At 65.1% G+C, this 10,943-nt stretch carries 12 protein-coding genes and 1 pseudogene; 6 read left to right on the top strand and 7 right to left on the bottom strand.

Annotated elements, in window-relative coordinates; translation table 11 throughout:
• Positions 1 to 333 (top strand): annotated as a pseudogene (locus tag Q4G50_RS13525) (malate synthase G); the annotation flags it as partial.
• A gap of 317 nt (positions 334 to 650) precedes the next feature.
• Entirely contained in the window at positions 651 to 1,712 is a 1,062-nt protein-coding gene (locus Q4G50_RS13520) for an alpha/beta hydrolase family protein (RefSeq protein ID WP_303378178.1), read from the top strand.
• On the opposite strand, the gene Q4G50_RS13515 is transcribed toward Q4G50_RS13520, so the two are convergent.
• A complete protein-coding gene (locus Q4G50_RS13515) occupies positions 1,709 to 1,840 on the bottom strand; it encodes a hypothetical protein (protein WP_303378177.1) in 132 nt (43 codons plus the stop codon). The genes Q4G50_RS13520 and Q4G50_RS13515 overlap by 4 nt on opposite strands.
• An 18-nt stretch (positions 1,841 to 1,858) precedes the next feature.
• Between Q4G50_RS13515 and Q4G50_RS13510 the strand changes: the two genes are divergently transcribed.
• The gene (locus tag Q4G50_RS13510; protein WP_303378176.1) at positions 1,859 to 2,968 is read left to right on the top strand and encodes a DUF6882 domain-containing protein; all 1,110 of its coding nucleotides are present in this window, start codon (positions 1,859 to 1,861) and stop codon (positions 2,966 to 2,968) included.
• Here Q4G50_RS13510 and Q4G50_RS13505 read toward each other — a convergent pair.
• Together Q4G50_RS13505 and Q4G50_RS13500 are read right to left on the bottom strand one after the other, a co-directional pair.
• Positions 2,940 to 3,593, bottom strand: coding sequence for a DUF1648 domain-containing protein (locus Q4G50_RS13505; RefSeq protein WP_303378175.1), 654 nt, complete (start codon positions 3,591 to 3,593; stop codon positions 2,940 to 2,942). The two genes, Q4G50_RS13510 and Q4G50_RS13505, sit on opposite strands and share 29 nt — an antisense overlap.
• A complete protein-coding gene (locus tag Q4G50_RS13500) occupies positions 3,590 to 4,597 on the bottom strand; it encodes a 3-hydroxyisobutyryl-CoA hydrolase (protein ID WP_303378174.1) in 1,008 nt (335 codons plus the stop codon). The genes Q4G50_RS13505 and Q4G50_RS13500 overlap by 4 nt, the downstream gene beginning before the upstream one ends.
• Positions 4,598 to 4,632: 35 nt before the next feature.
• Between Q4G50_RS13500 and Q4G50_RS13495 the strand changes: the two genes are divergently transcribed.
• Positions 4,633 to 5,397: an HAD family hydrolase gene (locus Q4G50_RS13495; RefSeq protein WP_303378173.1), complete on the top strand. Its 765-nt coding sequence runs from the start codon at positions 4,633 to 4,635 to the stop codon at positions 5,395 to 5,397.
• Here Q4G50_RS13495 and ppk2 read toward each other — a convergent pair whose 3' ends face one another.
• Both ppk2 and Q4G50_RS13485 read right to left on the bottom strand, forming a co-directional pair.
• Positions 5,398 to 6,240, bottom strand: a complete 843-nt coding sequence (gene ppk2 / locus Q4G50_RS13490; protein ID WP_303378172.1) for a polyphosphate kinase 2 — start codon at positions 6,238 to 6,240, stop codon at positions 5,398 to 5,400.
• A 16-nt stretch (positions 6,241 to 6,256) separates the two neighbouring features.
• The gene (locus Q4G50_RS13485; RefSeq protein ID WP_303378171.1) at positions 6,257 to 6,580 is read right to left on the bottom strand and encodes a putative quinol monooxygenase; all 324 of its coding nucleotides are present in this window, start codon (positions 6,578 to 6,580) and stop codon (positions 6,257 to 6,259) included.
• Positions 6,581 to 6,632: 52 nt separating this feature from the next.
• Between Q4G50_RS13485 and Q4G50_RS13480 the strand changes: the two genes are divergently transcribed.
• Positions 6,633 to 7,094 (top strand): TlpA disulfide reductase family protein, encoded by a 462-nt coding sequence (locus Q4G50_RS13480; protein ID WP_303378170.1) that lies wholly within the window; start codon positions 6,633 to 6,635, stop codon positions 7,092 to 7,094.
• Here the strand turns inward: Q4G50_RS13480 and Q4G50_RS13475 are convergent.
• Together Q4G50_RS13475 and Q4G50_RS13470 are read right to left on the bottom strand one after the other, a co-directional pair.
• Positions 7,091 to 7,603: a hypothetical protein gene (locus Q4G50_RS13475; RefSeq protein ID WP_303378169.1), complete on the bottom strand. Its 513-nt coding sequence runs from the start codon at positions 7,601 to 7,603 to the stop codon at positions 7,091 to 7,093. The two genes, Q4G50_RS13480 and Q4G50_RS13475, sit on opposite strands and share 4 nt — an antisense overlap.
• Positions 7,604 to 7,727: 124 nt before the next feature.
• On the bottom strand, positions 7,728 to 9,536 hold the full coding sequence (locus tag Q4G50_RS13470; RefSeq protein WP_303378168.1) for an ABC-F family ATP-binding cassette domain-containing protein: 1,809 nt from the start codon (positions 9,534 to 9,536) through the stop codon (positions 7,728 to 7,730).
• Between the two features lie 77 nt (positions 9,537 to 9,613).
• On the opposite strand from Q4G50_RS13470, the gene Q4G50_RS13465 reads away from it, so the two are divergent.
• Positions 9,614 to 10,943 (top strand): hypothetical protein (locus Q4G50_RS13465; RefSeq protein WP_303378167.1); only part of this gene is annotated, 1,330 nt, incomplete at its 3' end.

Here is a 10,943-nt window from a genome sequence, read left to right as displayed (position 1 = left end):
TGCTCCAAGGTCCCGGACATCCACGACGTCGACCTCATGGAGGACCGCGCCACCCTGCGCATTTCCTCCCAGATGGTCTGCAACTGGCTGGTCCACGGCATCGTCACCGAGGAGGAGGTCATGGACTCCCTCAAGCGTATGGCCGAGGTCGTCGACCGCCAGAACGAGGGTGACCCGGAGTACCTGCCGATGGCCGTTGACTTCGATCACTCCATCGGCTTCCAGTCCGCCAAGGATCTTATCTTCAAGGGCACCGAGTCCCCGTCCGGCTACACTGAGCCGATCCTGCACGCCAAGCGTCGTGAGTTCAAGGAGCGCCAGGGCATCAAGTAGTCCCCGCTACCTGTCGTAGGGCCCCGGTCACCGTTCGCGGTGGCCGGGGCTGTGTTCTTATCGCCGCCCGTGGTCTTTTCCCCCCTCCCCCAGTAACATATTTCTTCATGTTCCTGCCTCGTCGGCTTCTGGCCCTCACATCTGTCCTCGCCCTGAGCACGGGCCCCCTCCTTGCTCCCAGTGCGGCTGCCCAGAGCGCGGCGACGCTGTCGTCCCTTTCGAGTACTTCCTCAGGGTCGTCGAACTCATCCATCGGAGGGTCAGTACAACCGGGGTCCGCCGATACCGGCTCCACCGCCCGCGAAGGTTTGGCGGCTGTGGCCCGCACACTCATCGCCGGCTCCTCAGCGACCTCCGCCGCACGTTCCGGTAGTTCTCTCAACGCACTATTGTCGTCGATGTCTTTGCTGGGTTCCTCGGAATTTTCACTGCCCGCCGGACAGGTGTTCCGCAGTCCGAATTGGCCGAAGCCGATCGATGAATCGATCACGCAGGCTCAGATCGTCTCCAAGGACGTCGAAGAGGGGCGCCTGGAGCGGTGGACGGTGTCCTCGCCGTCGATGGCCCGCAACGTGGAGGTGCAGATCATGCGCGCCCCCGATGCTGCGACCGTGGCCCCGATGCTCTATCTTCTCGACGGCGTCGACGCCCAGCGCAATTCCGACTGGCTGCGCCTGGGCGGGGCAGGCGAGTTCTTCGCGGAGAAAAACGTCACGCTCGTCATGCCGGTGGAAGCGCGGGCCTCCATGTACTCGGACTGGGTATCCGACGATCCGGCGGTTGGACGCCACATGTGGGAGACGTTCATCATGACCGAACTCATGCCGCTGCTCGACTCCGACCCGGACCTCAACTTCAACGGCCACCGCGCCATCGGCGGTATCTCCATGGGCGCAGCCGGTGCCGTACACCTGGCGAACACCAATCCGGGGTCTTTCGACGGCGTCTTCGGTATTTCCGGTTGCTACTCCACCCTCGACCCGGTGGGGCGCCAGACCGCGCAGCTGACCCTGGCCACCCGTGGTGCCGACGCGGAGAACATGTGGGGACCCTTCGGTTCCGAACAGTGGATCCGCCACGACACCACCCTCGACCCTTCGGGCCTGGGGTCCATGTCAGTGTATCTCTCGTCCTCCGACGGGCAGTATCTCTTCGACCCGCAACGTGATTACAGCGGCCTTCCGGTGGAGACGATGCTCGTTTCCACCCTGCTGGAGCAGGGTTCCTACGCCTGCACTGTCTCGCTCGACGAGGCGATGCAGAACGCGGGAATGCATCACCACGTGGTCGAGTACACCGGGGCGGGTGTCCACGACTGGAACACCTTCCGCCCGCAGCTGGCCCCCGCATGGGAGACCATCCAGGACTCGCTCTACTAGTCGCTGCTGGAGAGCGAGGAGCGGGTGGAGAGCGCGGGATCGTCGATAAGCGAGGACAGTCCCGGAACGTGCTGTACATGCGGGCCGCCGAGCCCCACGCATCCGGGTAGCGGCCCAATTCGGAGCAACCCACTACTGTGGTGCCCATGGATCTTGCCTCCCCTTCTTCACTGTCCGAACTGGTGGCTGACGGCCATCTCATCCAGTCGGATGTGGACGCGACGTGGAGCAGTGTCATGGGGACGGTCACGGGGATCGAGTACACGCCGGATACCGCGCGCGTCCACACCCGTGCCGGGAGCCGGGACATCCCGGCGCGCGAGGTCGCGCGGATCGACGCTGGCGAGTGGACCTGGAGTGAGGATCACGAGCTCGACATTCCGGAGCTGCAGTCACCGCAACCAGTGTCCGATGACCTGCTCCGCGCCGCGCGCACGCTCTACGGCAATGTGCCGGTCCACCTGGCGCCGTTCCCGGACGGCCAGCGGGCGATGGCCCTTGATTTCCACCCCTCTCCCGGGCCGTTGCGTAGTGCGCTGACGGTGGGGTTGGCCAGCCTGCCGGATCATCTCGACGCCCGTCGTTCGCTCCTGGCGTGCGCGGCTTCCCGGGGTTTGGGCGTCCATGAGGAGGACGGGGCCTTCCACTTCTCCGATGGCACCTCCGTCGTGTTCCACGACGGCCGCCTGAGCCATCTGTCGGGTGGGCTGCAGATGAAGGACATCGTGGCGGATGCCTTCTATTTTTCCACCGAACACCAGTTGCTTTTCGACGGCCGCTTCCCCACCCCACATATCCAGGTCGATGTTGCTGCGGGGCAGGCGATGATCAACGGGCAGGTAGCAGTGGGGGCGGTGGTCGTCGCGACCATCACGGAAGCTACGTGGACGTGGGCCTGGGCGGATTCCCACCTGCCGGAGTCCCCGGCGCAGACCCTGCGCCGTTTCGGCATCGACCACGGCATCCTCGACCTCGTTCGCCCCCGCATCCCCGCGCATCCAGATCTGGTGCATGTGGCCAAACCGATCCTCAATATGTGGACCCACGCGCTGGTCTCACTCAACGAAAAGACTCAGGGTGTCGTGCTCTTGGCCGCCCCAGAGCTGGCACTCCCGGGGCCGCAGGCCCCGACGACGCAGCAAGCGGTGGCGGTGACGTTGGATGTGGAGGTGCCGGGGGGCGTCGATAAGCAGCGGGCCCGGGCGGCCTACGCACAGCGCCGTGGAATCAGCCTGCCACTGCCACCAGCACAATGAGCAGGGCAGGAACGATAAGCAACCCGCCGATAATCGCCCACGCCGCAGGCCGGGCGAAGTTGAGGGTGGTGCTCATCCCGTTTTCCAGCGACACGAGCACTTCCGGGTCGTCCGGGTTGTAATAGAAACCCCAACGGCCGCGGCGGTCCTTCTCCGTGGGCGGGTAGGCGGCGTCGACGCGGCGGTAGACCCGTACCATCTGCCACCCGAAGACCACTGTCACCAGCACCAGTGAGCCCACCAACAACAGCGTGCCCAGTGGACCGTGGTGGCCGAGGAGAGAGCCGGTGACGCCGACCGCGATGATGGTCGCAATCCAGAACAGCCACGCCGCCAGTGGCGGGTTCATCTCCTTCGACAGCATCTGTTGGCGCTCCCCCGCGTCCTGTGCCACGGCGTGGGTAACTCCCGCGCTTGCAGCACCCGTGAGCAGCATGATCCCGGGCCCCAGGGCGATAAGGGACGTGGCCGACCCGAAGGACTTCGTGGCCCATCCGTCGGGTTCACCGCGGGGGCCGAAGTGGATGGGCATGGGGTCGGGCACCAGGTGGAAGTTCATCCACAGATACGTCAGGCAGACCGCCACGACGGCGGGTATGCCCAGGTACCAGGTGCGGGCGCTCATCGCAGGACGGCCCGGTACTCCTCCGGGTCATGCGGTGCGCTCCACTGCGCATCCTGGGTCTTGTCCACGAGCACGGCGCGCACGCCCTCCACGAAGTCGGGCTGGCGACGGATGAGCTCGCCGAGGCGCTCCTCGTTATCCAGGCCAGCGCGCAGGGTGGGGGCGTCGCGGTTGGCCAGGTGAAGTTCAGCGGCGGCGATGACCGCGGACGGGGAGGCCTTGGCCATGAGCTCGCGGGTGGCGTCCACGAACTCGCGGTTGGGGTGCTTTTCCAGCGCGGCGTCGATATCCGCCCAGGATCCGGCCCCGAAGGTGGCCTCGATGTCCTCACGCCACTGCGCGAGCTGCGAAGGCTCGTCGGTGGTGGTGGCGTGCTTCTCCACGGCGCCGTCCACGCCAAGTGCGATGACATCCTCGGCGAAGGCGGCGGCGTCTTCGACCAGGTGGGTGGCCAGTCCCAGGTGGAGCATGTCGGCGGCGGTCATGCGGTAGGCGCTGAGGTTAACAAAAGTGCCGATCGCCGGCGAGGACCCCGACCACCGCTGGGCGGACCAGGAGATGCCGACGTCGGTGATGTATCCGATGGCCATCTCCGGCATCGATGCCCAGGCCTGCGAGGTGGTCACGCGGTGGGAGCCGTGGGAGGAGACTCCGAGGCCGCCGCCCATGATGATGCCGTCCCACACGGCGATGAACGGCTTGGGAAAGGTGCCGATGAGGTTGTTCATCGCGTACTCGTCTGAGAGGAACTGATCCACCGCGGTCTCATCGCCTGCCAGAATTCCCTCGCGGGCGGAGCGGACGTCACCACCCGCGCAGAAGGCCTTCGGGGAGGCGGAGGTGATGAGCACCTGTTCCACTTCCGGGTCATCGCGCCACTTCTGAAGGGCGTCGGTGATGATTTCGATCATCTCGTGGTTGAGGCTGTTGAGTGCCTTGGGGCGGTCTAGTTCGAGCACACCGGTAGTCTGGCGGACGCTGACGTTTACTGGCTGTTCGTTCATGTGAGACAGCCTACATACGCGAAAGGTCACCTGTTATGGAGTTCCGGATCATTGCCCTCGACATGGATGGCACGCTTCTCGACGCCGCCGGGCAGGTCCCCGACTCCTTCTGGCCCGTCCTGGAGGAGCTGCGGGCACGCGGCGTCGCCGTCGCCCCCGCCTCGGGGCGCCAGCTGGCCACGTTGCAGGCCATCTTCCCCGGGGACACCTACATCGCGGAGAACGGCACGTGCGTGTTTCACGACGGCGAGGTCGTCTCCACGACGCTGATCGACACCCCGACCGTCACCGCCGTCATCGACGCCGCCGCCGACATGGATCTCGTGGTGTGCACCCCCACGGTCGCCTACCACCGCCCGGGCATCTCCGCGGAGACAGAGAAGGAGCTGGCGAAGTACTACCACTCCCGCCAGGCGACCGAGGATCTGCATTCCGTCACCGACGTGATCAAGCTGGCGGTGTTCACCCCCGGGGACGCCGAAACCGAGATCTACCCCCTGCTTCTCGACGCCGCCCCCGACGCCAACGTCGTCGTCTCCGGCGCCCACTGGATCGACATCATGCACGCGGACGCGGGCAAGGGCCGGGCGTTGACGGCGCTCGCGGAGGCGATGGGCGTCGATAAGCAACAGACCGCCGCCTTCGGCGACTACCTCAATGACCTGGAACTACTGGAGGCCGCCGGCACGGCGTGGGCGATGGAGAACGCTCACCCCGACATCTTGGCCATCGCCGACCACATCGCGCCGCCGAACACGGAGGAAGGTGTGGTCACCGTCCTCCGTTCCCTGCTGGACTAACTACTTCTTCTTGTCCTTCTTGCGCTTGGGCTGCGCCAGCTTCGCGGCGACGTCGGGGACGTAGCGGAACTCGGCGCGCGGAGGGCGCTCGTAACCGTTGTCGGACTCGGGGCGATCCGGGATCTGCGGCAGCGGACGCTCGATCTTCTCGTAGGGGATCGTCGACAGCAGGTGGTTGATGACGTTGATGCGCGAGCGCTTCTTGTCTTCGCTTTCCACCGTGTACCAGGGCGCGGAGGGAATATCCGTGTGGATAAACATCTCGTCCTTGGCCCGGGAGTACTCCTCCCAGCGGGTAATGGACTGCAGATCCATCGGGGAGAGCTTCCAGCGGCGCAGCGGATCCTCCAGGCGAGACTGGAAACGCGCCAGCTGCTCCTCATCGGAGACCGAGAACCAGTACTTGCGCAGCATGATCCCGTCCTCGACGAGCAGACGCTCGAATATCGGGGCCTGGTGCAGGAAGCGGCGGTATTCCTGGGAGGTACAGAAGCCCATGACGCGCTCGACGCCCGCGCGGTTGTACCAGGAACGGTCGAAGATGACGATCTCACCGGCGGTCGGCAGCTTCTCGACATAGCGCTGGAAGTACCACTGCCCCTGCTCACGCGAACTCGGGGCCGGCAACGCTTCAATGCGGGCGGTGCGGGGGTTGAGGTATTGGGTGATGCGCTTGATCGCGGAACCCTTACCGGCGGCGTCGCGGCCCTCCATGATGATGACCACGCGGGCGCCGGTTTCGACGACCCACTGCTGCATGTCCACCAACTCGGCCTGGAGGCGCTTGAGTTCCTTCTCGTACGCCTTATTGTCCAGCTTTTTCGGCTTTTCTTTGTTGCCCATGGTTCTCAGAGTACCGTCAGCCCACCTGGAACTCGGCCATACGGTCCCAGTCCTTCTTCCCCTCGATGACGGTGTTGATGATCTGCGGGGTCTCGGCCAGGATCGTCGGGAACAGCTCGGTGGCCTTCTGGAAGTGCTCCGAGTTGACGTGGGCCTCGGCGGCGTCGTCCTCGAAGGCCTCGTTGAGGAAATATTCACTCGGATCGTCGGTGTTCCGGGCCCAGTCGAAGAAGATGCAGCCTTCCTCCGCGCGGGTGGCGGCGGTGAACTCTTCGACCAGCTCACGGAAGTTGTCGACATACTCGGGCAGGGGCTTGAAGCGAACGTTAATGAGGATCATGGTTCCAGCCTACCGACGACTACACTGTGATCTACCGCACAAGGAGGTTGCCATGGCTGTTGTCGAACCCTTCGACTTCGACGTCACCGAGTGGTTCAACTCGGATCCACTGAGTGTGGAGGAGCTGCACGGCAAGGTGGTGGTGGTCGAGTTTTTCCAGATGCTGTGCCCCGGCTGCGTCAACCACTCCCTCCCCCAGGCCCAGAGCGTTCACCACAAGACCAAACGCGACCAGGTCGTGGTGTTGGGCATCCATTCCGTTTTCGAGCACCACGAGGTCACCGGGCCGGCGGCGTTGCAGGTGTTCCTGAAGGAGTTCGGGATTACCTTCCCCGTCGCCATCGATCGCCCCGGCGAAGTTCTGCCGAAGACGATGAAACGCTGGCAACTGGAAGGCACCCCGACCACGATGCTCGTCGACAGGCAGGGCCGCGTCCGACAGAAATGGCTCGGCCAGGTAGACGATCTCGCGCTCGGGGTGTGGTTGGGGGTGCTGCTGGAGGAGAAGAACTAGAGGACCTTGAGTGTCACCACAAAATAGTGGTAGTCCTCGTCAAAGTCGGAGGCAATTCCGAACGGGAATGCAAGTGGCTGGGAGCCCATGTCCGTCGCCTGGCTGAAGTCCGCAGTCGCTGCCAGGTCCTTGGAGATACGGAAGACCAGGCTGTAGTAGTAGCCCCCCTCCACAAACGTCGAGTCTTCCGCCGCAGAGAATCCGTCTTCGGACTGCTGGTAGACCAGTTCACCATTCAGCGCACGACCGAGAACACGCTCCGCCTCAGATCCCGCCACCGGGTTCTCTGGGAATCCAGACTTCTTGATCTCGCTGCGAAGCAGCTCGCGGAAGCGATCGTTGAATTCCTGGTCTTCGCTCTTCGGCTGGGACGGGCCGGTCTCGACGACCGTACCCTGGCCCCCGTTTGAGGAGCTGCCGAAGGAGCTGGCGTGAGCGGTGGACATGGGGGCGAGTGCGACAGTGGCGGCCGTGGCGGCGGCGACTGCGATACGAATGAACTTAGTCACAGGAAAGAGCTTCCCATGTGGCCAGCCTTCAGGCAGTAATTGCACAGCTTCTACCCAAAATCGGGGGCTTTATATCTAAAAGGCTGAGCCTGAAACTGAACCAGCTCGACACCGCTACCGAACCCTAACCCTCCAGCTGCTCCCCCACCTCGAGCCATTCCATTTCCAGGGCCTCGTGCTCCTCGCGGGCCTCGTTGAGAGCGGCGTTGGCGTCGGCGATTTTGCCGTAGTCCGGGTCCGCAGCTGCGGACAGCACGGCCATCTCCTGCTCGAACGTGGCGATGCGCTCGTCAACCTTGCTCATTTTGCGTTCCAGGGCGTTGAGCTGCTTTTTCAGCTCGCGTTCTTCCTGGGAACTTAAGCCCGATTGCTTATCGACGGGCGCCTGGTCCCGCTCCCCCAGGTCCAAGGGGCCGGACCCGGCGGCCTCGGCTTGCTGAGCGCGGACTTCGAGATATTGCTCGATGCCGCGCGGCAGGTTGGTGAGCTTTCCGTCACCGAACAGGGCCCAGGTGCTATCGGCGATGCGCTCGATGAGGTAGCGGTCGTGGGAGATGACGACGAGGGTGCCCGGCCAGGAGTCGAGGAGCGATTCGAGTTCCTGCAGGGTGTCGATGTCGAGGTCGTTGGTGGGCTCGTCGAGAAGCAGGACATTCGGCTCGGCCATGAGTACGCGGGTGAGCTGCAGGCGGCGGCGCTCACCACCGGAGAGGTCGCCGACGGGAGTCCGCTGGCGCTTCGGGCTGAACCCCAGGCGCTCGGCGAGCTGGGAGGCAGACATCTCGCGCTTGCCCAGCTGGACGTAGGTGGCGACGTCCTCGACGGCGTCGAGAAGCGTGCGCTTTGGATCGAGGTCGTCGAGTTCCTGGCGCAGCCACCCGAGTCGCACGGTCTGACCTTCGATGCGGCGGCCGGCGGCCAGCGGGTGTTCGCCGGCAAGGGTACGCAGGAGGGTGGTTTTGCCGGAGCCGTTGACGCCGACGAGGCCGATGCGCTCGCCCGGCGCGAGGCGCCAGGTGAGGTGGTCGACGAGCATGCGGCCGTCGGGGGTCTCCACGCGTGCGTCCTCCAGCTCGATGACGACCTTGCCCTGGCGCTGGCGCGAAAATGCCATGAGTTCGACGGTGTCGCGCGGGGCGGGGACGTCGGCGATGAGCGCTTCGGCGGATTCGATGCGGTAGCGGGGCTTGGAGGTACGCGCGGGGGCACCGCGACGCAGCCAGGCAAGTTCCTTGCGTGCCAGGTTCTGGCGGCGCTGCTCGATGGCATCGGCCTGGCGGGCACGCTCGGCGCGGGCGTAAATCCAGTCGTTGTACCCACCCTCGTAGGTGTCGACGCGGCCGTCGTGAACTTCCCAGGTCAAGGTGGCTATCTGATCGAGGAACCAGCGGTCGTGGGTGACCACGACGACGGCGATACGACGGTCCAGGAGGTGTTCCGCGAGCCACTGCACACCTTCGACGTCGAGGTGGTTGGTCGGCTCATCCAGGACGACGAGGTCCAGGTCCCGCACCAGGGCGGCAGCGAGGTTGACGCGGCGGCGCTCACCACCGGAGAGGCTGCCCACCTGGGTATCGAGTCCCAGTTCAGCCACCCCGATCCCGCCGAGTACCTCGCGGACGCGGGCATTGGAGGCCCACTCGTAGGTCTGCAGGCCGAGGGGCTTGACGACGACATCCGCGATCGTCTCCTCCGGATCCAGCTCCGCGCGTTGAGTCACTACTGCCATGCGCAGGTTGGAGTTGTGGGAGACGCGGCCAGAGTCGGGTTCCTCGATGCCGGTGAGGACCTCCAGGAGGGTGGTCTTGCCGCCACCATTGAGCCCGACCACGCCGATACGGTCACCGGTCTGCACACCCAGGCTCACGCCGTCGAGGAGGGTCTTGAGTCCCCAGGTCTTGGAGACGTTCTCGAGATTAATCAGATTCGTCATGTCAACAGCTCAGTCTAGGCGCTCCCTCCCCATCCTCGTAGTTGCACATGGTTTTCAGTTGCATTAATGTTCCGCGCATGCAGACACGACTTCGCCCCGCCACCCTGGCCGTTCCCACCATCCTCACCACCTTCCTTCTCGCCGCCTGCGGCGACACCAGCACCACCGACACGACCGCCACCCCCACGACTGCAACGAGTGAAGCGCACGTCGGGGCGTCGGCAAGCGAACTTAAGGAGGTCACCAGCATCACCCCGCGCGTGGTGATCGCCCACGAGGACGGCCTCAGCGTCCTCGATACCGCCACCGGCGAGATCATCTCCGAAACGGAGCTGGACGGCTTCCAGCGACTTAACCCCTCCGGCGACGGCCGCCACGTCATGGTCACCGACGGCAACAAATTCATCGCTTTCGACGCCGCCCTCAAGTCCCGCCCCCACGGCGACCACGCCCACCACTACGCCGGCGATCCGGAGCTGCGCGAACTGGCCTACGATGCCGACACCGCCGGCCACGTCACCCTCAACGACGGCCTGACCGCCTTCTTCTCTGATGGCGAGGGCACTGCCTTCATCGTCCCCAGCGACCAGGTGGCGGAAGGTTACCGCCCGGCCGACGGCGTTGTCGTCGAAAGCGGCGCCCCGCACCACGGTGTGGCCGTGCCTTTTGCTGACGGCTCCGTGCTCATCACTGTCGGCACCGACAAGGAGCGCGACACCATCGAATACCGCGACGCCGACGGGGAGGTACTCGCCGAGACCAACGAGTGCCCCGGCATCCACGGTGAGGCCGTCGCCGCTGGCGGCGCCACCGCCTTCGGCTGCACTGACGGCCCGGTGGTCTTCGACGGCACCGAGTTCCACAAGATCACCCCCGCCGCGGGCGTCGACTACCAGCGTTCCGGCAACCTCGCCGGCTCCCCGCACTCCCCCATCATCCTCGGGGACTACAAGGTGGATAAGGACGCTGACCTCGAGCGCCCCACCCAGATCAACCTCATTGACACCCGCTCGAACACGATGCAGCAGGTGGAGCTCGACAGCGCCTACTGGTTCCGTTCCCTGGGCCGCGGTCCCGCGGGCGAGGCGCTGGTACTCACTTACGACGGCCACCTCAAGGTCATCGATCCCGAGTCCGGCGAGATCACCGCCGACATCCCGGCCATCGACGCCTGGGAAGAGAAGGACTCCTGGCAGGAGCCGGGCCCGATCCTCCAGGTCGCCGGGGACATCGCCTACCTCACCGACGCCGAGAACAAGGAGCTGGTCCTCATCGACCTTCACACCGGCGAGGTCACCGAGCGCTTCTCCCTCGACGTGGCACCCGTGGAAATCGCCGTGGTGGACGGCATCGCCCCCGCCGATGCGGAGCAGCTGGCCGGCAGCCACGATCATGAGGGGCATGATC

The sequence above is a fragment of the Corynebacterium sp. genome, from assembly GCF_030538285.1.
GTDB lineage: Bacteria > Actinomycetota > Actinomycetes > Mycobacteriales > Mycobacteriaceae > Corynebacterium.
This window is presented reverse-complemented; position numbering and strand designations above follow the sequence as displayed.